This window comes from Candidatus Izemoplasma sp. (genome assembly GCA_036172455.1).
Taxonomy (GTDB): domain Bacteria; phylum Bacillota_I; class Bacilli_A; order Izemoplasmatales; family Izemoplasmataceae; genus JAIPGF01.
The window spans coordinates 354,436-380,682 of sequence record JAXKVY010000002.1 but is presented as its reverse complement, the minus strand read 5'-3'; the positions used below and the strand labels follow the sequence as shown (position 1 = coordinate 380,682).

Genomic DNA, 26,247 nt, shown 5'->3' with positions numbered 1-26,247 from the left:
TATGGCATTTGAAAATTTAAGTGATCGTCTTCAGATGGCGATGCGTCGTGTAACTGGAAAAGGGCGCTTAAATGAAAAAGATATCGATGAAATGATGCGTGAGGTACGTCTGAGTTTACTTGAGGCAGACGTTCATTTTCGTGTTGTGAAACAATTCACTAAAGGTGTAAAAGAAAAAGCCAAAGGTGAAAAAATCTTAAAAGGACTCAACCCAGGACAACAAGTCGTAAAGATTGTTCGTGATGAATTAGAAAAAATCATGGGTGAAAAAGCAGTACCTTTAAATGTTAAGGACCAAGGATTGAGTATCATTATGCTTGTTGGTTTGCAAGGAGCTGGGAAAACTACCACTGTTGGTAAACTAGCAAAGTTTTTACAAGATAAGCAAAACAAACATCCAATGCTTGTTGCATTAGATGTTTATCGTCCTGCGGCAATTGAACAGTTAAAAACGATTGGACAAGATTTGGATATGCCAGTCTTTGAAAAAGGCACAGATGTTAATCCGGTTTTAACAGCAAAAGAAGCATTAGGATTTGCAAAAGATCACAGTCACGATGTGGTAATTATTGATACCGCTGGACGCTTACAAATCGATGAAAAAATGATGAAAGAATTAGTTGATATCGAAGCAGCTGTGGAACCCGATGAAATACTTTTAACCATTGATGCAATGACAGGACAAGACGCAGTTACAACAGCTAAAGGATTCCATGAGCAACTCTCTATTACAGGGGCTATATTAACCAAACTAGATGGTGATACACGTGGCGGAGCTGCCTTAAGTTTACGCCAAGTAACAGAGGTGCCAATCAAGTTAATGGGACTTGGTGAAAAACTTGATCAATTAGAAGTTTTCCATCCTGAACGAATGGCATCACGAATATTAGGCATGGGTGATGTGTTAACACTTGTCGATAAGGTAACTGAAAATATTGATGAAACTGATATGATGTCGATGATGGAAAAAATGATGAGTGGAAACTTCAACTATAACGACTATATCAAACAACTTAAAATGATCAAACGAATGGGATCACTTGGCGGTATTTTAAAACTTATCCCAGGTGTTGGAAAAGCGTTAAAAAATCAAGATATTGATGAGAAGCAACTTGTCTATGTAGAAGCTATGATTTCATCGATGACCAAACAAGAACGCAAACAACCAAGATTGATAGAAAAAAGCAGTTCACGTAGACGACGAATCGCTAAAGGTAGTGGACGAAAAGTCAGTGATGTTAATCGTCTTATTCAAACTATGCAACAACAATCAAAGATGATGAAACAAATGAAAAATATGGATCCATCCCAAATAAATCCAAATAATCCTTTAGGAAGTATGCCGAAACAAAAGGCAAAAAAAGGAAAAGGTAAAGGCAAAGGGCGTTTCCGTTTCTAGATATTGAAAACAGTAATTTGCTAGATGCAAATTACTGTTCTTTTTTTAAGAATTGTTTGATGTAATGAATTAATCCATCTTCGGTATTTGAATACTCTGTGATATCATCTGCATGAACCTTCAAGCGATCTTGAGCATTTTTCATTGCGACACCAAGACTGGCATATTTAAGCATTTCAATGTCGTTGTGGGCATCACCAAAGGCGATGATATTTTCTCTTGGAATCTTTAGGTGCTCCGCAACATATGCTAATCCCTTACCTTTATTCGTCTCGGGGGTATAGAGTTCTAAAACGTGATGATAGTGTTCTCCCCAATTCCGACATAGGACGCGATCTTTAAAATGCTTTTTAACATAGGACTCAATTTGTTCTGATTGTTGTGGTTTAGCTATGATTATAAATCCGTTTGTATTTTCATCAAGGGTTTTGTTTAAGTCGCCAACAAATAAACGGGCACCGTTAAAGTTGTGTAATAATGGTTCAATCTCTTCTGTCTCTCGATATAAAAAGATATCATCCTTTACTTCACCAAAGCAATTGTCGATATAATTAATATTATCATTAAAAATGGTCAAGATATCATTTTTATCTATTGTCAGTGAGTAAGGCTCAAATGTCTTATCGTGATCACTTGTGACTAACCCACCATTGTAGTTGATTAGAGGTGTTTTCAGACCTAACTCACGATGGAATGGTTCACTACTACGATAGGGTCTTCCGGTTGCTAAAACAATGGTATGTCCGTCGGATTTTAATTGTCTAAGGTAAGTTTTTGTGGCTTCAGAAATGGTCTCCCAATCTTGCAAAAGGGTACCATCTAAATCTAAAGCAAATAAATATTTTTTCATATAAATCACCTTTATTATTATGACACATTTGACTTTTTTACACAATACTTATGATAATTATGTTATAATGATATGTAGTGAGGAGGGAAAACCATGTTTGACTTTTCCTTAGGTGGTTTTACCAATTTCTTTTTTGGTATGATTACCGGTATATTTCTGTTTACGGCGACGACGGTTTATTTAATTGTTCGTGGCAAAAATGTGGATGTTTCTGATATCACAAGACCACAGGTTGATGTGAATGATGAAGAGCTTAAACAACTTATTATTAGTAGACAGAAAAAATTGAAACACAGTTTAAAATTGAACCGTGATAGTGTAGCGAAGTTAACCTTTGATATTAGCTATGAGTTAATAGAGGAAATTGCACGCTATTTTTTTCCAAATTCAAAGTATCCAATGCTGGAACTTAGTATTCATGAGTTGATCTCATTAAATCACTACATCAGTGATCGGATAGACGATATTCTTGATAAACCGATATTGAAAAATACCAAAAATATTCGGGTAACCAACATAATGAAAATGTATGATAAGAAAAAAATGGTGGAAGAAAGTCGTGCAGTAAAATGGTCAAAAAAATATAAAGTTGGTAAAATATTAAAGTATGGATCAATGGCATTTAATGCAGTAAATCCTGTTTATTGGTTTCGTAAACTTGTTATCAATACGTCAATTGATGTCATTACCCGTAAGGTCTGTATTGTGATTATAGGAGTAGTTGGAGAAGAAACCGTAAAGATTTATTCTAAGAAAGTCTTTGATGAAGATTATGATTTAAACTTAGTAGATGATCAACTAGAGAATTACTTACAAGGAGGAGATGACGAAGATGAAGAAAATCTCGACACTTAAAGAATTTTATAATGCAATTGAGACCCATGATAAGGTGATTACTTTCTGGCATACAAAGTGGTGTCCAGATTGTATCGTTATAAAACCACATTTACCTAAATTAGAAAAGGAGTTTGACGCGTTTGACTTTTTAGATATTGATCGTGATGAGTTAATCGATTTAGCAAAACACTTAGAAGTATTTGGTATTCCAAGTTTTATTGTATTTGAAAATGGAGACGAAGTTGATCGTCTTGTAAATAAACGAAGAAAAACATATAGTGAAGTAAAAACATTCATTCAAAATAGTACGACATGATGGGGTGATGGGATGTTCTTTTTTAAGAAAATGCGTAGTTTAGTTGTTACTGAACGGTCAGAAGATACCGTTCCTTTTGAAATACCACAAATCGTTGAAAAGAAAGAACCTTACAAGCAAGAAAACTTTGTTAGTCCTATATTTGGACGAAAAGTCAAAGATGATGTTGTAATTCCGAATCCATATAAACGTGAAGGCGATGTGGATTTACAGTTTGATAGTTTTAGAACGAAACCTAAAATGAGTAAAGAAGAGATGATTAAACGTTATGGCACAGCTTATCCAGAGTTTGATTTGGTGAAAGGAAGAAATCTAAAAGAAGCAATGGATTCCCAAAGCCGACGTAAAGAAGAAAAAAGACATAACTCTACCTCTTTTGAAACTAGGCAATCTCATACAACTGAAGAAAACATATCACCCCAGCCATCCAAAAAAACAAACATTAGTGACTTTTTCGATCGTAAAAATCAAGACAAAACATCACATTTTGAAAAAACAGCTGATGAGCAAGATGTTGTATCAAAAAAACAACCTGAAAAAACGCATGAGACACCGGTGACAACACCGGATAATAAGGTATCTCAAAAGGTAGAAAAGCCAAAGAAAACAAAGGCTGAGTACACCCTACCAACAGCTGATTTATTACAAAAGCCAGTCCGAAAAGTCACGAATAATAGTGAATGGCTAAATAAGCAAATTGATATTTTAAATCAAACATTTGAAGAGTTTAATATAGGCGCATCGGTAAAAAAATATACCAAAGGTCCAACTGTTACTAGATATGAAATCGCACTTGATAAAGGTGTGAATGTTAAAAAAATTACGGGTATTGCGGATAATATTAAAATGGCTCTTGCCGCGAAAGAAATTCGTTTAGAAGCCCCCATTCCTGGGAAAAATACTGTTGGTATTGAAGTCCCAAATGAGAAAGCAGATATTGTGCATTTTTATGATGTTGTAAAAAAAGATGCGTTTATCCATGCGACAGATCCTTTAACCGTAGCGCTAGGTATTGATATTGATGGGCATGGTGTATTTACTTCCATACGTACAATGCCGCATGGCTTAGTTGCTGGTGCGACAGGTAGTGGGAAAAGTGTGTGTATTAATACATTATTAATGAGCTTATTATTTAAGTATACACCAGAAGAGTTAAAACTCTTGTTGATTGATCCCAAAATGGTTGAACTAAGTGTATATAATGATTTACCACATCTTATTACACCAGTGATCACAGATCCTAAAGTTGCGATGGCGGGATTGAAATGGGTTGTTGATGAGATGGAAAGTCGATTTGATACATTTGCAAAATATCATGTTAGAGATATTATGGCATATAATAAATACGCGAAAACTGAAAACCTAGATGACATGCCGTTTATTGTTATTGTTGTTGATGAGTTAGCTGATTTAATGATGGTATCATCATCGAATGTCGAAGACGCTATTATGCGCTTAACGCAAAAAGCAAGAGCATGTGGAATCCATTTAATAATTGCTACACAACGTCCAAGCACAGATGTTGTTAAGGGAACTATTAAGTCTAATATACCAACGCGTATTGCCTTTATGGTATCATCACATGTTGATTCAATGACCATTATTGATGGTGCTGGTGCGGATAAATTATTAGGCCGTGGTGATATGTTGTTTGTTGAAAGTGGTAAACCACATCACCGGGTACAAGGTGCCTTTATTTCTGATGAGGATATCCGTCATGTAACCAATTATATACGTAAACAAGCACCAAGTGATTATTTGTTTGATGAAGAAAGTTTGATTAAAAAAGTAACCACAGAAGTAGAAGCAGATGAATTAACAAAACCTGTCGCATACTTCGTTGTCGCAGAAGAAGCTGCCTCAATTAACAAGATTTCAAAAGAGTTCAAGATTGGATTTAATCGTGCTCAACACATTGTTGAGACACTCTTTGATATGGGCATTGTTTCGGATAATGTTGGCTCAAGAGCTCGTGATGTACTCATGACAAAAGAAGAACTAGACAAGCTGTTTAATTAAGGAGATGACATCATGAACGCACAGATAGAATATGATGACCAAATAAAGATACAGTTAACACACATCGCAAGTATACAAAGAGAGTTAATGCTGAAAGTACCCGCCGTATTACTCATCATTTTAGTTCATAGAATCTTATTAATGATTGATCCATACCAAGATTTTAATCCAACACATACATTGGTATTCGATGTGTTACTTGCAGTAACGGTTTTTGTCTCGGTAACGTACTTATTATATGACCATACAATTAAGGAAAATGACTTAGAAAAAGCAGTCCCCTATCGTATATATAAAGTCTTTCATACCACATTGGACTATATGGTGATTATTCCCTATTTAGTCTTTTCAATTACCGTACTCAATATGTTTGTCTTTAGTTTTTCCCCTATCAGTGGGTCTTCTATGGCCCCATCATTCTCAGATGATGAGGCAGTGATATTCTCGCATTTAAGCAATGAATATGAACGGGGAGATGTCGTCATATTATATGAAGACACCCTTGATGACCCCTACTTAATTAAACGCATTATTGGCTTACCAGGTGAGACAGTTACGATTAAAGAAGGCCGTGTTTATATTAATGATACATTATTAGAAGAACCTTATATTGACGAAACCGAAGTGGTAACCTCATGTCTACAACCACAACAAAATGAATGCCGTTTTACCGTTGAAGAAAATACTTATTTTGTATTAGGGGACAACCGCAATGGACACGCACTTCAATCACTAACAGGGTATTCCATTGATTCGAGAACATTTGGTGTGGTTGATGAAGCAAATATTTATGGTAAAGTCATTTTTCAGTTTAAAGACTATAATTTATTAAATAGGTGACAATTATGAAACAAATACAATGGTATCCTGGTCATATGGCCAAGACCAAACGCCAATTGAAAGAAAAGATGAAACAAATTGATGTGGTCTTAGAACTTGTGGATGCAAGAGCACCAAAATCATCAATGAATCCAATTATTCCTGATATTAGTCAAAACACTCAACGTGTTGTTGTCATGAATAAAGCAGATTTAGCGGACCAATATCATTTAGATATGTGGCAAATGTATTTTGCAAAAGAGGGGATCCCCTCTATTTTTGTTAATGCCCAACATCAAAAAACAACACAAAAACTATATACACTCATTGATACTGTGACAGAAGATATGATTAAAAAAGCGCAGGAAAGAGGCATTAATGAACCCATTATAAGGCTAATGATAGTAGGTATTCCCAATGTAGGAAAATCAACTATCATCAATCAATTAGCGGGTAAGAAGAAATTAAAGATAGGGGATAAACCAGGTGTGACTAGACAAACGCAGTTTATTACTGTTAGAAAAGGACTAGAAGTTATGGATACACCAGGAATATTATGGCCCAAATTTGATGATGAAGCAATTGCCTTAAAACTTGCTTTAATTGGAGCAATCAAAGATAGTATTTTACCCATTGATAATGTGGTGATCTATGGCTTAAATTATTTACTAGAACACAATCCTGAGGCATTGAAGAATTATTACGATATTTTGTTAAGTGATGATGTCATTGAGGTGCTTGATAATATCGGGAGGGCACGCGGATGTATCATGCGGGGTAATGAAATTGATTATGATCGTGTTTATAGTTTGTTTTTACATGATTTTAGACATTTAAAATTTGGTCGCTTATGTTTGGATGAGGTGACTGACTTTGAGACAATTTGAAACGAAATATCTTAAACAAGGATATCGATTAATCGCTGGTACTGATGAAGCAGGAAGGGGTCCTTTAGCAGGACCAGTTGTTGCGAGTGCTGTTATCCTTGATGAGAATCATCCCATTGATGGTTTAAATGATTCGAAGCAATTAAGTGAAAAGAAACGTAACCATCTATATGATGAAATTCATAGGTATGCAAAAGCGATTGCAACAGTCTTTATATATCCCGAAGAAATAGATCAAATAAATATCTATCAAGCCAGCAAAAAAGCTATGAATGATGCGATTACGCAATTATCATTAAGACCAGACGTGGTATTAAGTGATGCCATGCCATTATCTTTAAAAGATATCATATGTGAGTCTATTATAAAAGGAGACACATTAAGTGAAAGCATTGCGGCAGCAAGTATTATCGCAAAAGTGAGTCGTGATCGGTATATGATTGATCAAGCTATCACCTATCCTGATTATGGATTTGACCGGCATAAAGGCTATCCTACCAAAGAACATATGGCGGCTTTAAAAAGATTTGGTGTGACACCACTACATAGAAGAAGCTATCAACCTGTCAAGGATCAGATTAATCGTCAAATTAAGTTAGATATTTAAGCCCTTATAGGGCTTTTTTTATATTGAAAAAAGACAACTAGTTTAGTAAAATTGGAGGCGATTACAATGAAACTATACAAAATGAAAAAGGAACGGCGTACGTAATTTCATTTAGACCTGAAAAACATCAGGAGGTAACATGTTAGGTTGGATAGATTTAAGTCATTATAATTTTCATGTAGTCATACTTTTAGAACCGATTCAACTAAAGTGGATGGTTAAGTATAAAGATCAACAATCTTTAGGACTACGATTGCATCATTATCCCTATGTAATTTGGATATTAAAACACAAAGCACCATCATTATGTAAAACATTTAAAGAATTAGAAACGAGCTATCAAATACTCCCAGATAATACAACACTAAAAGACATTGAATCAGCATTTATTCAGTCGTTAGAAGATTGGATAATCTATGTAACAGATCTTAATATCTACGATCAATTGTCATTTAACAACTGGGATGATCAAGCATTATTATCACTGACCGACTTCAAAGGTAAAACGATAGTTGATATTGGAAGTGGCACTGGTTCACAACTTTTCCGAATGACACCAAACGCTAAAAATGCTTATGGTGTAGAACCGATTGGCCATTTGAGAACGTATCTAAAAGAAAAAGCCCCTTCATTAGAACTCACCCATGTTTATATTGTCGATGGATTGTTGACAGAGATTCCATTTCATGATCATTTTTCTGATATAACCGTGACGGGCCATGTATTTGGAGACTTGCCAGAAGAAGAATTGGATGAGTTAGAACGCATCACTAAGCCTGGCGGTACGATTATCCTTATGCCTGGCAATGATGATCGAGATAATGAAGTACATTCATTTTTGCTTAAGAATGGGTTTAAATATGACCGGTTCTTTGAGTCGGGACCATCACCTTCACATGGTTGGAAACGTAAATATTGGAAAACAATGTGATGGAAAAGAGACAAAAATGTTTCTTTTTTTAGTTTTACACAGGTTATTTTATAAAAATTATGATATACTAGGACTATCACAGAAAAGGAGTTCATTTATGGAGAAAAAAAAGCAAGAACTTAAGCGATCTATAGGGTTATTCGGGGGGATATCAATTCTTACAGGTATCATGGTAGGATCGGGTATCTTTTTTATTGGGTCATATGTTTTAATACGGACAAATTACTCAACTGGAACGAGTTTATTTGTGTGGTTATTAGGCGGTTTAATTACCTTGATGTATGGTTTGATTTATGCTGAACTTGGCGCAATGATGCCTAAAGCTGGCGGTTATTATGTTTATTTACGTGAAGCATTCGGTAAACCAATAGCGTTTTTAAGTGGGTTTATGAATTTTACTTTAGCATCAAGTGGTAGTATTGCAGCATTAGCTATTGCATTCAGTTTAATTCTAAACAACATATTAGGATTACTGTATGGCATCCAAATGAGTGCATTGGTGATGTCACTTATTTCGATAGTGGCTATTATTGGTTTGTCCGTGCTAAATTACTTTGGGATTAAGTTAGGAACGCTTGTGCAAAAAGCATTTCTGGTCATTAAAGCAATTCCTATTTTATTGATTGTTATTTTAGGATTATTATTAGGGACAAATAGCGTCTCTCTTCAATTAGATTTTGCCGGATTAGGTGTTTTTGAATCTCTTACTTTGGTAGGGTATGCCGTCATCGCAACATTTTGGGCATATGAGGGCTGGACAAATCTTAATAATGTTGCTGGAGAAGTGAAACATCCAGAACGTAATTTACCCTTGTCGTTAATTATTTCAATAGGCTCTGTGACATTACTTTATGTGTTGTATCAGTTTTCGACATTCCGCGTCTTGTCTATCTCTGAACTTGAAACTATGATTTCAGGTGGTAACATTTATACAGGGATTAATGCTGGATTTTTATTATTAGGAAACATTGGTATGTATTTAGTCATGATAACGATGCTTTTAAGTGTTTTAGGCGCTCTTAACGGCGCAATAATTGTTTTTCCACGTGTTTATTATGCTATGAGTATAGACGGTGTGTTCTTTAGCAAATTTAAAGAAGTTGATTCAACTTACAAAACGCCTGTTTATGCAATTATTGGATCAGGAACAATGGCTATTTTGTTACTTGTGTTCGGGCTAGATGATTTAATTTCACTTGTAGCATTTGGAGGATTATTATTCAATACATTAATCTTTATTAGTTTATTTATATTCCGCAAAACAAGACCAAATATAGAGCGACCATACCGTGTTTGGGGATATCCATTCTTACCTGCTCTAGCAGTGATTATTACTGTTTTATTATTGATTGCGACATATGTTGAGAATTTACAATCGTCATTAATCGGAACAGGATTAATTCTCTTAGGTCTTCCAATTTATTACGGAATCGAGTATTATAAAAATAGAGTTAGTTCATAATTAACGATTGCCTAAGGAGGCTAAACATGCGAATGGAAAGCGATACAAAACTAGATTTTAAGGATGTCTTAATACGACCAAAGCGATCGAATTTATCAAGTCGTAAAGAAGTCAGTTTAAAGAGAACATACACCTTTAAACATAGCCATAAAGAATGGACTGGTATTCCAATTATGACTGCCAATATGGATGGTGTTGGAACATTAGAAATGGCCAACGAGTTACAAAAACGGCAACTCTTTACCTGTCTCGTAAAGACATATGATGAAGATGATTTAAAAGGCTTTAATGTTAATCCTGATTATGTTGCGATTAGCACGGGTATTTCGAAACGAGACTATAAAAAAGTGCAAGCAATTATACAAGCACATCCAGAACTCTACTTTATTTGTATTGATGTGGCCAATGGCTATTCAGAAAAGTTTGGAGACTTTGTTGAAAAGGTACGTACAGACTTCCCGCATTATACCATTATCGCAGGTAATGTAGTGACTGCGGATATGACACAAGAACTCATTTTACGCGGCGCTGACATAATTAAAGTTGGGATCGGGCCGGGTAGTGTTTGTACCACACGTATTCAGACGGGCGTAGGTTATCCACAACTCAGTGCAATCATGGAGTGCGCTGATGCAGCACATGGACTTGGCGCACATATTATAGCTGATGGAGGCTGTACATCACCCGGCGATATTGCCAAAGCATTTGGTGCAGGTGCAGACTTTGTAATGCTAGGCGGAATGTTTGCTGGTCATGACGAAGGTGGCGGGACAATCATCGAAAAAGTTATGCAAACAAAAGAAGTTGATCCAAAGACACAACAACTTAAGACTGAAACCAAAAAATATGTTGAGTTTTACGGAATGTCGAGTGATACTGCAATGGATAAACATCATGGTGGTGTGGCTGAATATAGAAGTAGTGAAGGGAGAACAGTTAGATTACCATATCGTGGCAATGTGGATTGTACAGTAAAAAATATCTTAGGTGGATTACGGTCGACATGCACATATGTTGGGGCACCAACATTAAAACAATTATCCAAATGTACAACATTTATTCGCGTTACAAAACAATATAATGACGTGTTTGAAGAATAAGACTAAATGCAACCTTTATGGTTGCATTTTTATATTTAGAGAAAATGACACTGAATAATAAATCATAAGTATGTCAAGTCCTTTGTTTCTATGATAGAATAATAATGGTGATAATATGATAACAACAATTTTATTTGATATGGATGGTGTGATAACCAATACTGAGAAGTATCATTTTGAGTCTTGGCAAGAAGCATTCAAGTTAGCTGATATAGATATTACGAAAAATAACTATCATGAACATGTTCAGGCGCGTAACCATCAACAAGCGATTAGCGCAGTGATTGGTTCAAATGACAAGAAAATAATTGAATTAATTTCACAAACCAAACGTCAGGTATATAAAGAACGTATTAATAAACATGTTGATGTGTATCAAGATACAATGAATTTTATTAAAGATGTAAAACAATCAAAACTTAAACTTGCAGTTGTGAGTGCCTCATCCATGGCCAAAGAAGTGCTTGACAAAGCAGGACTACTGGGTTATTTTGATCTTGTAATTGAAGGGACAAAAGATAATAACTTAAGAAATAAACCATATCCAGATCTATATCTTCATGCAATGGCTTTACTAGAGAGTCAACCAGAAGAAACGCTGATTATTGAAGATTCCCTATCTGGGATTAAGGCAGGTATTAAAAGTGGTGCAAGTGTCATTGGTGTTGAAAGAGATAAGTTGGATGATTTTGAACACAAAAGATGCACAGTAGTACCTAAGATAACAACTGATTTAGTAGGTGAACTGATATGAGGATAATCGATTTAACACGAACGATTACCGATTTAATTAGCACGTCGCCTTTTGATGATATGCTTTCTTTAACAACATATAAGACAATAGAGAATGATGGATATGCTGATTCAAGACTAGATACCTCAATGCATGTAGGTACCCATATGGATGCACCAAGTCATATGATTCCTGGTGGGAAATTAATGAGTGACTATCCCCTAGAACACTTTATTGCTCAAGGTGTCGCACTTGATTTTACGAACGCCAGTCAAATTGAATTAGAGGATAGTGATGCATTGAAAATTCCCATGCATTCTATTGTTATTATCCATACAAATAAACAAGTTGATTTTGGTGATGATGCTTATTATAATGACTATCCGGTACTTACAGATAAGTTTGTATCACTTTTAATCAAGCAACAAGTTAAAGCCATCATTTTAGATAGTTTTAGCCCTGATTATGCCCCTTTTACTATCCATAAAAAATTATTGAAACACGATATCTTAATTGTTGAAAATGCAGTGAATACCGACAAACTATTATCGCTCACTCATTTTGAGGTTAATATTATGCCACTTAAAATAGCTTCTGAAGGAGCATTTGTTAGAGCATTTGTTAAAATAATTGATTAATTTTAACAAAAATGGAGAAAAAACTGGATGACCTTTGTATATATGTGAAAAGGAGTTGAATTAAAATGAAAAAATTATTAGCATTTTTGGTTACACTTGCATTAGCCATAACTTTAGTAGGATGTTCAGGAACTGAGACAACCACTTTAAAAGAACCTTTATCAAGTGATGAAGCAATTGCAACACTATCATATTTAAGTGCTGGATTCATGAACACAGGGGATATAGATACCCCAACAGCTTCTGAACTTACATTTTTATCAGAACAGGAAACGACAGTTGTTGAAGATGAGTTAGATAATATTAATGTTTACGTTGATAAATTAATGGCATTCATTAATGGCGCAGATCAATTTGGAAGTATCATTGAAGAAACATCAGACCGCGCTGAATATGAACATAAAATGACAATCACAGTTAATCAAGATTTTTATGTTCTTTATTATAATTTAGATGTTGATTCGGATGCCATTACCGGAATCTTTATCGTTGATGACGTTGAGTATAATATCATTGCCACCAACAACTTAGAAGACAAAGATGAGTTAGACGATGAAAATGAAGAAATAGATAACGAAGACAAAGATGAGTTAGACGATGAAAATGAAGAAGTAGATACTGATGATGACTCTGAAGATGACGAAGATGAGGAAGAAACTGAAAAAGAAATGACGCTTACCGCAACAAACGGTACTGATACAATCACAATCACCTATAAGGCAGAAAGTGATGAAGAAGAAGTCGAAACAGAGTTTGTCATTGTTAAAAACATTGATGGTGTTGAAAGTGCCGTTGAACTCCAAATTAAACAAGAGGCTGACGAGTACAAAATTGAAATCGTAGAAGAAGGTAAATCATACGAATTCAAACGTGAAATGGAAGATGAAGGTCTCGTTTATAAACTTGAATATGAGGTTGATGGTGTTGAAGGAGAAATTAAAATAACTGTTGGCGAAAATGAAGCAGGAGAAACAATTTATACTTACGAAATTGAAGAAGAAGGTAAAGACCGTAAAGAAATTGAAAAAGAAGATCCTGACGATGATGAAGAGGAAGAGGAAGACGAGGATACAGAAGAAACTACAACAGCTTAACATCATATAAAAATAATGAAAGTGCCCATTATAAGGCACTTTTTTTGTGATTAATTATACAAAGTGTGTTATAATCAATAGCGGATTGGAGGCAATAATGAAAAGAATAGAAATAATAGATTTTAATGAGCCAGGTTATAAACCATTAGTAGCCTATAATAATTGGCGAGTTGCCATGTTAAATTATATCGATGAATTAGAAACAATGCAGATTGATAATTTTCAAGCCCACTTAGAAACAGATGAAACATTCATCTTGTTAAGTGGTAAGTGTATCTTGTTTTTGGGCGATAAGAAAGATGGCAGAATTGCCAATATTAACGCTATTGATATGGAACCTCATAAGATTTATAACATAAAAAAAGGGGTGTATCACACCCATACATTAAAAGAGGATAGTAAGGTATTAATTGTTGAGAATGATGATACTTCAGATGATAACTCACCCAAAGTTATGATTGATCAAGAGATTAATCATATTCTGACAGAACTTAAAGAAAAAGTCTGGACAGGAAAAAGTGATAAACATGAGTCATAAATGTCAAATTTGTCATATGAAGACCACGCCGCTATATGACCCTCAACTATCACTATATTATGATGTGTGTGATAATTGCGGGTTCATTTATAAGCAAACACAGTATCAGGTCAATGAAAAAAATGAAAAGGCAACCTATGATCAACACCAAAACACTTTTGAATCTACAGGATATGTAAATATGTTTGAGTCATTTATAGAGGCATTTATAGAACCTGTTGAAGGTCTCAAAAAAGGGCTTGAATTCGGTTCGGGACCAGGACCTGTATTATACGAACTCCTTAAAAGGAAGGGGTACGATATGATGCACTATGACCCTTTTTACCATCCGGATATGACGTATCAAACAAAGGCCTTTGATTTTATAACTACAACTGAGGTAGCTGAACATTTTGCTCACCCGATAGAAGAGTTTGAACATTTGAAATCTTTGTTAAAGCCAGGAGGGTATTTGTTTGTAATGACAAGTTTTAATAAGTATGATCGGGAAGACTTTTTATCATGGTGGTATCGTAGAGATAATACACACATAAGTTTTTATACAATTGAAACCTTTCAATATATTGCTAAAACGACCGGGTTAGAGATTTTAAAACACAATAATAAAAATGTAATTGTATTAAAAAAGAATGGGTAAAGAGTGTTTGATTTCTAATCAATTATAAAATATTAGAATATTTAGCTTGTTCGTGCTAAAATAAAAGAAAGAATATATCGACATAACATTTTTAGAATTGGATGATGTATATGTTTTATTTATTAGCAACTGATTATGGCTCAAGTTTTTTTCTTAATTTAAGCCTATTAATTATTATTGGTCTTATGGGTGGAATTATTTTTCATAGATTTAAATTACCAAAAGTAACAGGTTATATCTTTGCAGGAATTCTATTTGGACCAAACGCAATTGGTCTTATTTCAGGAGACTTTATAACGGATCTAAAACTTGTGAAAATACTAGCCATGGGATTCATTGGGTTTAATATCGGCATGGAAGTAAAAGGGTTAATATTAAAAAATAAAGGATTAGAAGTTATTTTAATCACGATAATTCAAGCATTATTTACATTTGCTGTTGTCTTTGCATTTGTTTATTTTCTAGCTAGTACACACAATATTGTATATGCCCTTATATTAGCATCAATCGCAACCGTTACAACACCTGCACCAATTATTGCATGTATGCGAAGCTATCAAACACAAGGGACATTATCTGAATTAATTCCTCCAGTAGTAGCGCTTGATGATATTGTTGGCATTATTGTCTTTACATTGATTTTACCGTTTGCGATATTCTTAGCAGGGCATGAAGGGGAAGTTATTACATTTATGGAACTAATCCAACAACCATTATTTGATATCGCGATGTCTGTCTTTATCGGATTACTTTTAGGATATTTCACATCATTAGTCATTAAATATTTACGCCATTCAACTAACATGTCACTTGAGTTAATCATAGTTGTATCAATCATGATTTCAGTAGGTATTAGTGAATTAGTCAATATGTCTGACATCTTAATTCCTCTCGTAATGGGGATTGTAATAACAAATTTCTTTAACCCAGAAATTATTAATAAAATCAAAAATAATACAGATACTATTTTACTCCCATTATTGCTGGTGTTCTTCACTATGTCAGGGGCGGATTTACGCATTCAACAAATGGATGTTATTGGAATATTAACTATAATTTACCTATTTGCACGGATATTTGGTAAGGTTTTTGGAACGATGATGGCTACTTATGCTGTTAAAGAAAATACAAAAGCGAAGAAGTTTTTAGGGCTAATGATGATTCCACAAGGTGGCGTCGCATTAGACATGGCAATTCTCGCTGAGTTACGTTTTGTTCAAATTGCTCAAGAAACAGGAAACATTCAATATGAGATCATCGGTCAAACAATATTCACCGTTGTCTTATCTGCAGTTATTGTATATAAACTTATTGGTGAAATAATTGTTAAAAAAGCATTCGAAAAAGCCGGTGAAATTCACGATCATGATCAGACATCACTTGATTTATTACGCTTTTAAAATAGAGATATAAATAAGGAGGTCGACTAATGTTTGAAGGATTATTGGGATTGCTTCACTTTATTTTGGTTATTTACACGCTCTACGTTTTATTTACAGGACCTAATCCAAAGAATTTAAACAAAATCATTTGGGCTTTAATTGTGATTTTCTTTCCATTGATTGGTGTTATTTTATATTGGATTATTGAAAAGAAAGTTTTAGGATAAAGGACTTTAATGAGTCTTTTTTTCTTTTAAAAAAAAACCGTCTACTTAGCCATTGCAGCAGTAAACGGTTGTGCATCTTTACGGTCATATGAGATATGGTTAAGCCGATATGTTGTGTAGGTGTGTGATAACAAGACAGCAGACCAGTTAATGATAACGATACCCCACCAGACACCATAAATACCAAGACCAAAAGTAGTACCAAGCAAATAAAACAGTCCAAACGGTAGTATTTGTCTATAAACACCAAGGATAATCGCAAAACGCGGTTTTTTTATACCTTGGATGGTGGAGTTGTTGACATTGATGAAGACATATGTTGTAAAGGCTATAGCTTCAATCCGTAAATAAGTTTTCCCCGCATTTACAACATCATTAGAATTATCAAAAATTTGTATTAGGAATGGCGCCAATGGTACAATCACAGCAGTACCAATTAGCATAATAATAACCCCGTAGAGTGTGGCTTTTTTACGGGTTTTTTTAATTCTTTCAAGTTGCTCTGCACCATAGTTTTGTCCAACAATAGATAATACAGCAACATTAAGTCCGAGTGCTGGAATTAGAGCAATTTGTTCAATCCTAACAGCAATACCATAGCCAGCTAAGGTACTTGACCCAGCATACTTAATGACATAGTAATTAATGATAAAGACACCAATCGCAATGGTCGCGCTGTTTAATGATGCAGGAATTCCTTGATCTAAAATATCTTTAATCGCTTCAAGTTTAATCTTAATAGGTTGAATATACTCAATTTTAACATAGCCAGATTGAAGCACATGATATCCTAAATAGATATTCCCCATTGCTTGAATAAGGATTGTCGCAATCGCGACACCCCTAACACCAAGTTCTGGTATGAATAACCATCCGAACATAAATAATGGATCTAGAAGGACATTCAGTAAGAATCCTATAATTAAGAAGTTTCGGTAGGGTTTAGTGATACCTTGAGCCTTTAAAATGCCATAAAAGGTACTGTTAATCATGAAGAATATTATACCAACTAAGATGGTTTGAGTATAGGTAATACCAATATTAATAACCGATTGTTCAGCCCGTGTTAAGGCAAATAAACCATCTATATATAGTGGCGACAATAAAGGGATAAAAAGTCCAAATATAATGGCTAGAAACAGCGCGTTTTTAGCGATGAGATGAAACTGTTTTTGATTATCTTTCCCCTTCTCGACTGCACACAATGCGGCTGTTCCATTTCCTAATCCGTTGCTGATAGAAAGAAGCAAAAAAAAATAGGAAAACTAATGGTGAGACCAGCTAAAGACTCAGTTCCTAAACGCCCAGCATAAAAGGTGTCCACAACATTATAAAATGTATTAAATAGAAAACCAACAGATGCTGGAATACTAATATTTTTGAAATGGTCTGTCAAACGTCCTTTCGTTAAATCACTTGCCACAGGAACACCTCCTATTTCTTATTAAACGTGTTTTGAGTGGATGAAAACGTTAATGCTTGTATGAGTTTAAGAGCATATAAAAATTACGCCTTACAGCGTAATTTTAAGGTTCTTTTTGTACTTTGTTTTAAGCGGGTCTACTTTATTCATTAAGGCACTTATAAAGATACCTCTTGCACAACTTGCGCCTCCTAAAATAATATTCTGTTTTAAGGCAGCTGCTGTCGTATCATTATGTGCTAAGATGTAGAAGATTAAAGGGACAGCCTGGTCAAGACCGCAAGCTACGCCACTATATTCTTTTATAAAAGAATCAATATCAATATCTGTTAAAGCTTTTGTTAAAGAAGGTTGATATGAAGCGGGTGCATTCTTAATGTTTTGCTGTAAAGTTTCTTTCATAGATATGCCATTGTCTAAATCATTTAGTAACTGTTTAAACAGTAGCATGAAATGTTTCGTATGTTTATAACTTGTAAATACATGAGCATAACGAAGGCCAGTTTTAATTCTATCTTCTTTGAAATGCTCATGAATCACCAAGTAAATTGCTGGTCCTATAAGCTGTTTATCAATGTAGGGGGTTGGCAGAGTTATATCATTATCTTCATAGCGTTTAATAAGATCTTTTCCATACCCTTCAATATACCCATCATAAGGTCCGTTATCGCTGATATGTTCATACACTGCTTTAAAGAACCCTTTTGGTGTAGGGATGTCGGTGTTCATTAAATAACGATGTAAGACAAGCATCATTTCTGCCATAAAATCAACATCACCAACACTGTAATTTGGATAAACATCAAACGCATGTTTTGCTTGCTTATACAGTTCATGGTCAATTGGTGCGAATAGAAGTTGTTTATCATCCTTTATGGAATTAAGCAACTCACGATCATAGATCCAGTTATATCCTAAAGCACTAGCACTACCAACAAGGGCAGCTTCTAATAAATCAAATTTTGCCACATTACTCACCTCTTTATAATTATTATAATGTAAAAACCGTATAAAAGAAATCAATACGACAAAAAAAGAGATGTTGCCATCTCTTAAACTTGGTTTATGCTTGCTTTATAAAGTGATGCATAATATCCATCTGCTTGAATCAGTTCTTGATGAGTGCCTCTTTCACTAATACCATTTTGACTTAAGACAAGAATCTCATCAGAATTAGAAATGGTTGATAGTCTATGTGCAATCACTAGGGTTGTTCGACCTTTACTTAGTTTGTCTAGAGCTGATTGTATGAGTCGTTCTGTGATTGTATCGAGTGAGGATGTTGCTTCATCTAAAATGAGTATAGGGGGGTTCTTTAAGAATACTCGAGCAATGCTCACCCGTTGTTTTTGTCCACCCGATAGTTTGACACCACGTTCGCCAACAAGTGTCTCATAACCATCTTCTAATGACATGATGAAGTCATGAATATTTGCTTGTTTTGCCGCAGTAACAACATCTTCATAAGTTGCTTCTGGTCGACCATATAGTATGTTATCTTTAATACTACCAAAGAATATATAAACATCTTGTTGTACGTGTCCTATGTTTGAACGCAATGAGTATATGTCGTAATCTTTTACATTAACATCATCAACTTTTACAGTACCTTTTTCAACATCATAAAAACGTGGAATCAGTTTTGATATCGTGCTTTTACCCACACCTGTTTCACCTACTAAGGCAACTTTCTGACCAGGCTTAACAGTTAAATTGAAATTCTTTAAAACGTGAGTACGGTTTCTTTGATAGGTGAAATCCACATTATCAAATTCTATTTTTCCTTGTGGGTCCTTCAAGAATACAGGATGATCAGGATTAACAATTTTGGGCTCGATTTGAAGTATTTTGTAAAACTTCTCATAGCCACTCCAACCTTTTTGAACCTGTTCAATTGTCATAATTAATGTTCTAATCGGTTGGATTAGATACGCTAAGTATAGAAAATATTGGGTATACTGTCCAACCGTTATTTGTCCTAAGTATACAAAGTAACCACCGAAAACTAACACTGCAATATAGAGTAAATCAATGAACCAATTCGTGCCACTTGAGAATATCCCCATTTGTTTATAAAAGTGATCATAAGATTCTTGGTATTGATTGGTAACACGGGTGAATTTTTGCATTTCGAAGTCCTCATTCGTAAATGCTTTTGTTAAACGAATACCTCCTAGAGAGTTTTCAATTTCAGAGTTAATTGATTCATGTGTTGTACGAGTTTTTCTTGAAGCATTCAACATCTTTTTACGGCGCATTGCACTAAAAATGACGAGTAAGACAATGAAGAAGAAGACGATTAATGTAAATGGTGCATGGATGTTAATCAAAATGATAAAACTACCTACTATCATGATTAATGAAACAAATAAATTTTCTGGTGTATGGTGGCTCATTTCGGATATATCTCGTAAATGGCCAACAATATAGGTCATAATACTACCTGTTTTATGTTCATCAAAGTAATCGGAATCTAATGTTTGAATCTTCTTAAAGAGGTCAATCCGCATATCTCGTTCAATTCGTGTTCCCATAACGTGGCCATAATAATTCACAAAGTAGTTACAGCCCATGCGAACCAAATAAAGCAAAAATAAAATAGCCCCAAAAGTAAAAATTAAGTTCAATCTTTCATTAGGGATATAGTCATCAATGAAATTTTTAACAATGACAGGAAATATAAGATTCAACCCACTCATAATTGTGGCGGCTAATGTATCTAAATAAAATAACAATTGATGGTTTTTATAGTAGTCAATAAATTTCTTTAACATCTAAAACACCTCAAAACTAATTATAACATAATTTATTAAAATGTGTTACAATAAATATGGTGAATAAAAACACTTTTAATTGATTATAATACGGTGTTATTCAACGACACGTAGCTCTTAATTATAATTCTTTATAAGTTGTAGAATGGTAAATGCAGCATGCATTTGAGCGTTAGTTTATTGAATAGTTCGATAGTCGAAACGATTTTCGGTAACACATTTTCGATAACACATTTTCAAGGTCGAATAATCATGAAATTGTTTCATAAAAAGGTTGTTTTATTCACATGTTTTGATATAATTGTAATGATATATTATAGGTGAGACAAAACAAACAGTGAGGTGTTTTGAAAAATGAAAATTGCATTAGGTGCAGATCATGGTGGTTTTGAGCTGAAAGAAGCCATCAAAAAGTTTTTAAAAGAGAAAGGCTTTGATGTGACAGATATGGGGCCTGAAACACAGGACAGTGTTGACTATAATGACTATGCTGTTAAAGTCGCAGAGGGTGTTCGCGATAAAAAGTTTGATCGCGGTATTTTAGTTTGTGGTACAGGTATCGGTATGTCTATTATGGCGAATAAAATTAAAGGTATTCGTGCAGCGCTTGTTCATGATGTATTTACCGCAGAAGCAACCAGATTACATAATGATAGTAATGTGTTAACTATGGGTGGCCGCATAATTGGTAAAGACCTTGCATTGAAAATTGTTGATGTATGGGTAAATACAGAGTTTAGTGGTGTTGAACGCCATGAACGACGTGTTAATAAAATTAACAATTATTGGGAGTGATGACGATGGCAAAAGTAACGGTATTGAATCACCCATTAATTGATCATAAAATGTCAATCATTCGTGATAAGTCAACCAATACAAAACGTTTCCGCGAGAACGTAAATGAAATTGGGGGATTGATTACGTATGAAATTACAAGAGATTTAGCAACGAAAGATGTTGAAATAGAAACGCCAATTCAAAAAACGATTGCAAAACAATTAAGTAAAGATGTTATTATTGTACCAATTTTACGTGCTGGTTTAGGGATGGTTGATGGTATTCAAATGATTATTCCAACAGCCAAAGTTGGTCATGTTGGTATGTATCGCGATGAAACAACATTACAACCACATGAATATTATGCGAAATTCCCTGCAGAAATTGTTGATGGGACTGTCTTGGTTGTTGATCCGATGTTAGCAACTGGAGGAAGTGCCTCTGCAGCTATTGATGCTGTAAAAAAACGTGGGGCTAAAGATATTCGATTTGTAGGATTAGTTGGGGCACCTGAAGGTGTTGAAAAACTTAATCAAGATCATCCAGATGTTGATATCTATTTAGCTGCATTGGATGAGAAATTAAATGATGTTGGCTACATCGTTCCAGGACTTGGAGATTGTGGCGACAGATTATTTGGCACAAAATAATGAAGGAAAAAGATACAGCTAGACTCATTGCTTTAGTGAGTGCTTTTGCGTTTGAGATGGTTGTATTGATTGGGGGATTGTTCTTTATTGGACGATTCTTAGATACACGCTTTGATAGTAGTCCGTTATTTACAATATTACTCGCATTAATTGCAATTGTTGCAGGTATTTTACGACTGATTAAACGGGCAAATGATTTGGAGGATAACGATGGATAAACGTGACCCTTTCTTAGTAACATTCCCTGTTATGTGGGGATTAACATTCATCATCAGTATTGTGCTTTGGTTGGTAAATCAACCAATCTGGGCATTATCTTATGCCTTAGGTTCAATTACAATGCTGTTTACGATGAGTATGTTATATAAAAGTTCAAAAAAAGTACTAGCTCAAGATAAACAAGGAGCTCAACGTATGGCTATCAAGAATTACGCCTTTAGATATCTATTTTATGCAATCATTCTGATTACAGCAGCAGTACATCCCAATTTGAATATCATTGTGACTGCTATCGGATTATTTTCATTTAAAATTGTTTTTTATATACTCTATTTTATAACTGATCGAGGTGAGCAAAATGCTTGAGTTTTATGTGGGATTATCAGGCGGGATTAAGGCATCATTAATCATCACATTATTAATGATGGTGATTTTGGTATTTCAAGGAATTAAGGTGTCACGTTTAAAGACAGATCAAGTGCCAACAGGATTTACATTAGTAGTGGTAAAATTAGTTGATAGTATTAATACTTCACAAAAGGATTTTTTCCCAACGTATTGGCGAAAATTCACCCCCTTATTGTTTACTATTCTACTGTATTTGTCGCTTGCGAACACAGCAGGACTTCTAGGGTTAACAGCTCCATTATCTAATATTAGTGTGGCATTAAGTTTCAGTATTTTTGCCTTTCTATCGATTCAGTTTTCAGCACTATTTATTAAGAAACCAAAGCAACGCGCTAAAGATATAGCTAGTCCACATTGGGCGTTTACACCGATTAATATTATTGGAGAAATGTCAACACCATTTGCGATGGGCTTACGTTTATTTGGGAACTTAATCAGTGGTAGTATTATCGCGCTATTTATTTATGCAATATTAGGATGGGCTGGTATAATTCTTGGACCATTCTTACATGCCGTATTCAATATCTTCTTTGGTGTTGTCCAGGCATATGTGTATTATATGTTACTGACCATTTTTATCAGTATGGCAGTAGAAGAATAGTTATTAACTGAGTTTTCAGATAATATATAAAATATAAAAAAATTTAGGAGGAAATAGCAATGGAATATGTTTCAATTTTTACAGAGTTTTTCGCAGCAGGTATGGCATTCTTAGGAGCAGGTATCGCTGTATTAACAGGAATTGGGCCAGGGATTGGACAAGGATATGCTGCAGGTAAAGCTGTAGAAGCTATCGGACGTCAACCTGAAGCTGTTGGCAGTATTCGTACCGTTATGATTACCGGTCAAGCATTAGCGGAAACAACTGGTTTATACGGATTACTTGTTGCAATCTTATTAATTTTTGCAAACGGATTAACATTATAATTAAAAATACGCTTTATTAGGAGGCAAAATCATGGGGTTTGCTGAAAAAATTTCGCTTTTTGTGAATGAAGCCTTAGGGGTTTCATTTGAAGAAATGGCGATTCAGATTATCTCAACGGTGATTTTGTTTTTGGTTGTTAAATACTTTTTCTGGGAAAAAGTTACGGCGTATTTAGAAGATCGCCGTAAAGAAATGTCAGAAAATTATGAAAAAGCTGTTGCGAATAAAAATGCATCAGAAGATTTAAAAAAGCAAGCTGAAGAAGAATTGATTTTAATCAAAGAATCGGCTAGCGAAAAATACAACCAAGCCAAAGAACGTGGTGAAGAAAAGCGCAAAGAAATCATTTCGGAAGCTAAGAATGATGCGAAAACAATTATTAATAATGCCCATAAAGAAGTGGACAGTATGGTTGAAAAAGCAAAAGCAGAAATTAATGATGAAATTGTGAGTGTTGCAACGTTGATGGCAGAAAAAATCATCGAAAAAGAGATTGATGAAACACAACATAAAAAGTGGATAGAAAAAGCTACAAGTGAGGTCATGAAATCATGAGTTTACTTGGGTTTCAATATGCAGAAGCTTTGTTTTCTCTTGCAAATGAAGCCAAAAAAGCTGATAATATTTATCCCCTTTTTGATACTGTATTAACACAAATTGATCGTGATAGTCATATTTTCTTGACACATCCAAATGTGCCTAAAGAAGATAAAAAAACAGTTATTGCAAAAATGAGTGAAGATGAACTTTTTCGTCATTTTTTGTTTGTGTTGATCGATAATAATCGGCTAAATGAATTGAATAACATTAAAGATGAGTATAAAACGATTCTAGATAAGCAGAATAAGTTGTTAGAGGTAACGGTCTATTCGAGAAAGAACTTATCAGATACAGAAAAAGATCGTGTTATTAAAGATCTTAAGCAAAAAACAAATCGAGATATATCGCTTAAAAATGTTGTTGATGAATCAATTGTTGGTGGACTAAGAATTGAGTATGAAGGATATATACTTGATGATACTATCAATAATTATTTACACAGCCTAAAAGCTAACTTAAAGAAATAGCGAGGTGGAATCATGAGTAAAATTAATCCAGCAGAAATTAGTTCGCTGATTAAAGAACAAATAAAGAAATATAGTTTTGACATTAAAACAGATAACGTAGGAACTGTAATTAGTGTCGGTGATGGGATTGCATTAATTCATGGTTTGGATCAAGCAATGAGTGGAGAATTACTTGCTTTTCCAAATGATGTGATGGGCATGGTTTTAAACTTAGAAAGTGATCATGTAGGTGCGATTCTTCTTGATGAAAGTACCGCCATCAAAGAAGGCGATGAAGTCAAGACGACAGGACGGATTTTAGAGGTGCCTGTAGGCGAAGCCTTAATTGGACGAGTGGTTGATCCGCTCGGTAATTCTATTGATGGTTTAGGTCAAATAGAAACCGCTAAAACGCGTCCTATTGAACAAAAAGCAACCGGTGTAATGAGCCGTAAAAGTGTTGATGAGCCACTTCAAACAGGAATTAAAGTACTTGATGCTTTAGTCCCTATCGGTCGTGGACAACGAGAGTTAATTATTGGTGACCGTCAAACAGGGAAAACATCGATTGCGGTGGATACTATTATTAACCAAAAAGGTAAGGATGTCATTTGTATTTATGTTGCTGTCGGTCAAAAAGAAAGTACTGTTGCGAGTGTCCATGAGACATTAAAACAACATGGTGCGATGGATTATTCAATCATCGTTAATGCGAGTGCGTCACAACCATCTCCACTTCTTTATTTAGCGCCATATGCAGGTGTTACAATGGGAGAAGAGTTTATGTTTGAGGGTAAAGATGTTCTTGTTGTCTATGATGATTTAAGTAAACATGCGACAGCTTATCGCGAATTGAGTTTGTTACTTCGCCGCCCACCAGGACGTGAAGCATTCCCTGGTGATGTATTCTACCTTCATTCAAGATTGCTAGAGCGTGCTGCGAAGTTAAATGATGACTTAGGTGGGGGAAGTTTAACAGCCTTACCAATTATTGAAACACAAGCTGGCGACATTAGTGCTTACATTCCAACCAATGTTATTAGTATTACAGATGGTCAAATATTCTTGCAAAGTGACCTATTTTACAGTGGCGTACGCCCTGCGATTAATGCCGGTTTATCGGTATCTCGTGTTGGTGGTGCAGCGCAAATCAAAGCAATTAAGAAAGTCTCAGGAACACTCCGGTTGGACCTTGCTTCATACCGTGAGTTAGAAGCATTTACGCAATTTGGTAGTGATTTAGATGACGCTACAAAAGCACGTCTAGAGCGCGGTAAACGAACTGTTGAGATATTAAAACAGGGATTACATGAAACGCTACCGGTAGAAAAACAAGTCTTAAGTATTTACGCTTTGACAAATGGCTATTTAGATGATATTAAAATTGATGACATTGATCGTTTTGAAACAGAACTCCATGAGTATTTTGAACAAGATGATGAGGGTAGTAAATTGTTGAAACAAATTGTTGAAACGAAAAAACTACCAGATACTGATACACTCGATGATGTGTTAGAACGTTTCAAAAAAGTTTTTGTATAAGGTG

Annotated in this window: 29 protein-coding genes and 1 pseudogene; 26 read left to right on the top strand and 4 right to left on the bottom strand. The window is 34.7% G+C overall.

Annotated features, from left to right (window positions below; all coding sequences use genetic code 11):
- The first annotated feature begins 1 nt into the window (after position 1).
- Positions 2-1,399 carry a signal recognition particle protein gene (ffh, locus tag UMR38_04525; protein ID MEC9485119.1) on the top strand — a complete coding sequence of 466 codons (1,398 nt, stop codon included), beginning with the start codon at positions 2-4 and terminating at the stop codon, positions 1,397-1,399.
- A gap of 31 nt (positions 1,400-1,430) precedes the next feature.
- Here ffh and UMR38_04520 read toward each other — a convergent pair whose 3' ends face one another.
- On the bottom strand, positions 1,431-2,249 hold the full coding sequence (locus UMR38_04520; GenBank protein ID MEC9485118.1) for a Cof-type HAD-IIB family hydrolase: 819 nt from the start codon (positions 2,247-2,249) through the stop codon (positions 1,431-1,433).
- Positions 2,250-2,342: 93 nt separating this feature from the next.
- Here UMR38_04520 and UMR38_04515 point away from each other — a divergent pair, with 93 nt between their 5' ends.
- The 16 genes from UMR38_04515 to UMR38_04440 all read left to right on the top strand — a co-directional run bounded on the left by UMR38_04515 (position 2,343) and on the right by UMR38_04440 (position 16,476).
- Positions 2,343-3,104, top strand: coding sequence for a hypothetical protein (locus tag UMR38_04515; GenBank protein MEC9485117.1), 762 nt, complete (start codon positions 2,343-2,345; stop codon positions 3,102-3,104).
- Positions 3,082-3,402, top strand: coding sequence for a thioredoxin family protein (locus tag UMR38_04510; GenBank protein MEC9485116.1), 321 nt, complete (start codon positions 3,082-3,084; stop codon positions 3,400-3,402). Before UMR38_04515 ends, UMR38_04510 begins: the two co-directional genes overlap by 23 nt.
- 12 nt (positions 3,403-3,414) lie before the next feature.
- Positions 3,415-5,421, top strand: coding sequence for a DNA translocase FtsK (locus tag UMR38_04505; GenBank protein MEC9485115.1), 2,007 nt, complete (start codon positions 3,415-3,417; stop codon positions 5,419-5,421).
- A gap of 12 nt (positions 5,422-5,433) precedes the next feature.
- The gene (gene lepB / locus UMR38_04500) at positions 5,434-6,261 is read left to right on the top strand and encodes a signal peptidase I (protein ID MEC9485114.1); all 828 of its coding nucleotides are present in this window, start codon (positions 5,434-5,436) and stop codon (positions 6,259-6,261) included.
- Positions 6,262-6,266: 5 nt separating this feature from the next.
- Positions 6,267-7,127: a ribosome biogenesis GTPase YlqF gene (gene ylqF, locus UMR38_04495; protein MEC9485113.1), complete on the top strand. Its 861-nt coding sequence runs from the start codon at positions 6,267-6,269 to the stop codon at positions 7,125-7,127.
- Complete coding sequence (locus tag UMR38_04490) at positions 7,114-7,734, top strand: ribonuclease HII (protein MEC9485112.1); 621 nt, start codon at positions 7,114-7,116, stop codon at positions 7,732-7,734. The genes ylqF and UMR38_04490 overlap by 14 nt, the downstream gene beginning before the upstream one ends.
- Before the next feature lie 139 nt (positions 7,735-7,873).
- Complete coding sequence (locus UMR38_04485; protein ID MEC9485111.1) at positions 7,874-8,665, top strand: methyltransferase domain-containing protein; 792 nt, start codon at positions 7,874-7,876, stop codon at positions 8,663-8,665.
- A 97-nt stretch (positions 8,666-8,762) separates the two neighbouring features.
- A complete protein-coding gene (locus UMR38_04480; protein ID MEC9485110.1) occupies positions 8,763-10,127 on the top strand; it encodes an amino acid permease in 1,365 nt (454 codons plus the stop codon).
- Between the two features lie 26 nt (positions 10,128-10,153).
- Entirely contained in the window at positions 10,154-11,227 is a 1,074-nt protein-coding gene (locus UMR38_04475) for a GMP reductase (GenBank protein ID MEC9485109.1), read from the top strand.
- Between the two features lie 115 nt (positions 11,228-11,342).
- The gene (locus UMR38_04470) at positions 11,343-11,981 is read left to right on the top strand and encodes an HAD family phosphatase (protein MEC9485108.1); all 639 of its coding nucleotides are present in this window, start codon (positions 11,343-11,345) and stop codon (positions 11,979-11,981) included.
- Positions 11,978-12,598: a cyclase family protein gene (locus UMR38_04465; protein MEC9485107.1), complete on the top strand. Its 621-nt coding sequence runs from the start codon at positions 11,978-11,980 to the stop codon at positions 12,596-12,598. Before UMR38_04470 ends, UMR38_04465 begins: the two co-directional genes overlap by 4 nt.
- A 65-nt stretch (positions 12,599-12,663) precedes the next feature.
- Complete coding sequence (locus tag UMR38_04460; protein MEC9485106.1) at positions 12,664-13,692, top strand: hypothetical protein; 1,029 nt, start codon at positions 12,664-12,666, stop codon at positions 13,690-13,692.
- Between the two features lie 97 nt (positions 13,693-13,789).
- Positions 13,790-14,230, top strand: a complete 441-nt coding sequence (locus UMR38_04455) for a hypothetical protein (GenBank protein MEC9485105.1) — start codon at positions 13,790-13,792, stop codon at positions 14,228-14,230.
- Complete coding sequence (locus tag UMR38_04450; GenBank protein MEC9485104.1) at positions 14,220-14,867, top strand: class I SAM-dependent methyltransferase; 648 nt, start codon at positions 14,220-14,222, stop codon at positions 14,865-14,867. Before UMR38_04455 ends, UMR38_04450 begins: the two co-directional genes overlap by 11 nt.
- A gap of 110 nt (positions 14,868-14,977) precedes the next feature.
- Positions 14,978-16,267, top strand: coding sequence for a cation:proton antiporter (locus UMR38_04445; protein MEC9485103.1), 1,290 nt, complete (start codon positions 14,978-14,980; stop codon positions 16,265-16,267).
- A 29-nt stretch (positions 16,268-16,296) separates the two neighbouring features.
- Positions 16,297-16,476 carry a PLDc N-terminal domain-containing protein gene (locus UMR38_04440; protein ID MEC9485102.1) on the top strand — a complete coding sequence of 60 codons (180 nt, stop codon included), beginning with the start codon at positions 16,297-16,299 and terminating at the stop codon, positions 16,474-16,476.
- Between the two features lie 41 nt (positions 16,477-16,517).
- Here the strand turns inward: UMR38_04440 and UMR38_04435 are convergent.
- The 3 genes and pseudogenes from UMR38_04435 to UMR38_04425 form a co-directional block, all read right to left on the bottom strand.
- A pseudogene (locus UMR38_04435) lies at positions 16,518-17,800 on the bottom strand (MATE family efflux transporter).
- 189 nt (positions 17,801-17,989) lie between these two features.
- Positions 17,990-18,868, bottom strand: a complete 879-nt coding sequence (locus UMR38_04430) for a hypothetical protein (GenBank protein MEC9485101.1) — start codon at positions 18,866-18,868, stop codon at positions 17,990-17,992.
- 83 nt (positions 18,869-18,951) lie between these two features.
- On the bottom strand, positions 18,952-20,673 hold the full coding sequence (locus UMR38_04425) for an ABC transporter ATP-binding protein (protein ID MEC9485100.1): 1,722 nt from the start codon (positions 20,671-20,673) through the stop codon (positions 18,952-18,954).
- 354 nt (positions 20,674-21,027) lie between these two features.
- Here UMR38_04425 and rpiB point away from each other — a divergent pair, with 354 nt between their 5' ends.
- From rpiB to atpA, 9 genes are read left to right on the top strand one after another with little or no spacing between them, the layout of a single operon-like run.
- Entirely contained in the window at positions 21,028-21,468 is a 441-nt protein-coding gene (gene rpiB, locus UMR38_04420) for a ribose 5-phosphate isomerase B (protein MEC9485099.1), read from the top strand.
- Positions 21,469-21,473: 5 nt separating this feature from the next.
- Positions 21,474-22,100: a uracil phosphoribosyltransferase gene (gene upp / locus UMR38_04415; protein MEC9485098.1), complete on the top strand. Its 627-nt coding sequence runs from the start codon at positions 21,474-21,476 to the stop codon at positions 22,098-22,100.
- Positions 22,100-22,318 (top strand): AtpZ/AtpI family protein, encoded by a 219-nt coding sequence (locus UMR38_04410; GenBank protein ID MEC9485097.1) that lies wholly within the window; start codon positions 22,100-22,102, stop codon positions 22,316-22,318. Before upp ends, UMR38_04410 begins: the two co-directional genes overlap by 1 nt.
- Positions 22,311-22,685: an ATP synthase subunit I gene (locus tag UMR38_04405; protein ID MEC9485096.1), complete on the top strand. Its 375-nt coding sequence runs from the start codon at positions 22,311-22,313 to the stop codon at positions 22,683-22,685. The genes UMR38_04410 and UMR38_04405 overlap by 8 nt, the downstream gene beginning before the upstream one ends.
- Entirely contained in the window at positions 22,678-23,328 is a 651-nt protein-coding gene (locus UMR38_04400; protein ID MEC9485095.1) for a FoF1 ATP synthase subunit a, read from the top strand. Before UMR38_04405 ends, UMR38_04400 begins: the two co-directional genes overlap by 8 nt.
- A gap of 59 nt (positions 23,329-23,387) precedes the next feature.
- Complete coding sequence (gene atpE / locus UMR38_04395; protein ID MEC9485094.1) at positions 23,388-23,654, top strand: ATP synthase F0 subunit C; 267 nt, start codon at positions 23,388-23,390, stop codon at positions 23,652-23,654.
- 31 nt (positions 23,655-23,685) lie between these two features.
- Complete coding sequence (atpF, locus tag UMR38_04390) at positions 23,686-24,210, top strand: F0F1 ATP synthase subunit B (GenBank protein ID MEC9485093.1); 525 nt, start codon at positions 23,686-23,688, stop codon at positions 24,208-24,210.
- Entirely contained in the window at positions 24,207-24,722 is a 516-nt protein-coding gene (gene atpH / locus UMR38_04385) for an ATP synthase F1 subunit delta (GenBank protein ID MEC9485092.1), read from the top strand. Before atpF ends, atpH begins: the two co-directional genes overlap by 4 nt.
- 12 nt (positions 24,723-24,734) lie before the next feature.
- Complete coding sequence (atpA, locus tag UMR38_04380) at positions 24,735-26,243, top strand: F0F1 ATP synthase subunit alpha (GenBank protein MEC9485091.1); 1,509 nt, start codon at positions 24,735-24,737, stop codon at positions 26,241-26,243.
- Positions 26,244-26,247: the final 4 nt, after the last annotated feature.

Coding starts and splice junctions, on each gene's coding strand:
- ffh (MEC9485119.1), top strand. CDS start 2: ATGGCATTTGAAAATTTAAGTGATCGTCTTCAGATGGCGATGCGTCGT.
- UMR38_04520 (MEC9485118.1), bottom strand. CDS start 2,249: ATGAAAAAATATTTATTTGCTTTAGATTTAGATGGTACCCTTTTGCAA.
- UMR38_04515 (MEC9485117.1), top strand. CDS start 2,343: ATGTTTGACTTTTCCTTAGGTGGTTTTACCAATTTCTTTTTTGGTATG.
- UMR38_04510 (MEC9485116.1), top strand. CDS start 3,082: ATGAAGAAAATCTCGACACTTAAAGAATTTTATAATGCAATTGAGACC.
- UMR38_04505 (MEC9485115.1), top strand. CDS start 3,415: ATGTTCTTTTTTAAGAAAATGCGTAGTTTAGTTGTTACTGAACGGTCA.
- lepB (MEC9485114.1), top strand. CDS start 5,434: ATGAACGCACAGATAGAATATGATGACCAAATAAAGATACAGTTAACA.
- ylqF (MEC9485113.1), top strand. CDS start 6,267: ATGAAACAAATACAATGGTATCCTGGTCATATGGCCAAGACCAAACGC.
- UMR38_04485 (MEC9485111.1), top strand. CDS start 7,874: ATGTTAGGTTGGATAGATTTAAGTCATTATAATTTTCATGTAGTCATA.
- UMR38_04480 (MEC9485110.1), top strand. CDS start 8,763: ATGGAGAAAAAAAAGCAAGAACTTAAGCGATCTATAGGGTTATTCGGG.
- UMR38_04475 (MEC9485109.1), top strand. CDS start 10,154: ATGCGAATGGAAAGCGATACAAAACTAGATTTTAAGGATGTCTTAATA.
- UMR38_04470 (MEC9485108.1), top strand. CDS start 11,343: ATGATAACAACAATTTTATTTGATATGGATGGTGTGATAACCAATACT.
- UMR38_04465 (MEC9485107.1), top strand. CDS start 11,978: ATGAGGATAATCGATTTAACACGAACGATTACCGATTTAATTAGCACG.
- UMR38_04460 (MEC9485106.1), top strand. CDS start 12,664: ATGAAAAAATTATTAGCATTTTTGGTTACACTTGCATTAGCCATAACT.
- UMR38_04455 (MEC9485105.1), top strand. CDS start 13,790: ATGAAAAGAATAGAAATAATAGATTTTAATGAGCCAGGTTATAAACCA.
- UMR38_04450 (MEC9485104.1), top strand. CDS start 14,220: ATGAGTCATAAATGTCAAATTTGTCATATGAAGACCACGCCGCTATAT.
- UMR38_04445 (MEC9485103.1), top strand. CDS start 14,978: ATGTTTTATTTATTAGCAACTGATTATGGCTCAAGTTTTTTTCTTAAT.
- UMR38_04440 (MEC9485102.1), top strand. CDS start 16,297: ATGTTTGAAGGATTATTGGGATTGCTTCACTTTATTTTGGTTATTTAC.
- UMR38_04425 (MEC9485100.1), bottom strand. CDS start 20,673: ATGTTAAAGAAATTTATTGACTACTATAAAAACCATCAATTGTTATTT.
- rpiB (MEC9485099.1), top strand. CDS start 21,028: ATGAAAATTGCATTAGGTGCAGATCATGGTGGTTTTGAGCTGAAAGAA.
- upp (MEC9485098.1), top strand. CDS start 21,474: ATGGCAAAAGTAACGGTATTGAATCACCCATTAATTGATCATAAAATG.
- UMR38_04410 (MEC9485097.1), top strand. CDS start 22,100: ATGAAGGAAAAAGATACAGCTAGACTCATTGCTTTAGTGAGTGCTTTT.
- UMR38_04405 (MEC9485096.1), top strand. CDS start 22,311: ATGGATAAACGTGACCCTTTCTTAGTAACATTCCCTGTTATGTGGGGA.
- UMR38_04400 (MEC9485095.1), top strand. CDS start 22,678: ATGCTTGAGTTTTATGTGGGATTATCAGGCGGGATTAAGGCATCATTA.
- atpE (MEC9485094.1), top strand. CDS start 23,388: ATGGAATATGTTTCAATTTTTACAGAGTTTTTCGCAGCAGGTATGGCA.
- atpF (MEC9485093.1), top strand. CDS start 23,686: ATGGGGTTTGCTGAAAAAATTTCGCTTTTTGTGAATGAAGCCTTAGGG.
- atpH (MEC9485092.1), top strand. CDS start 24,207: ATGAGTTTACTTGGGTTTCAATATGCAGAAGCTTTGTTTTCTCTTGCA.
- atpA (MEC9485091.1), top strand. CDS start 24,735: ATGAGTAAAATTAATCCAGCAGAAATTAGTTCGCTGATTAAAGAACAA.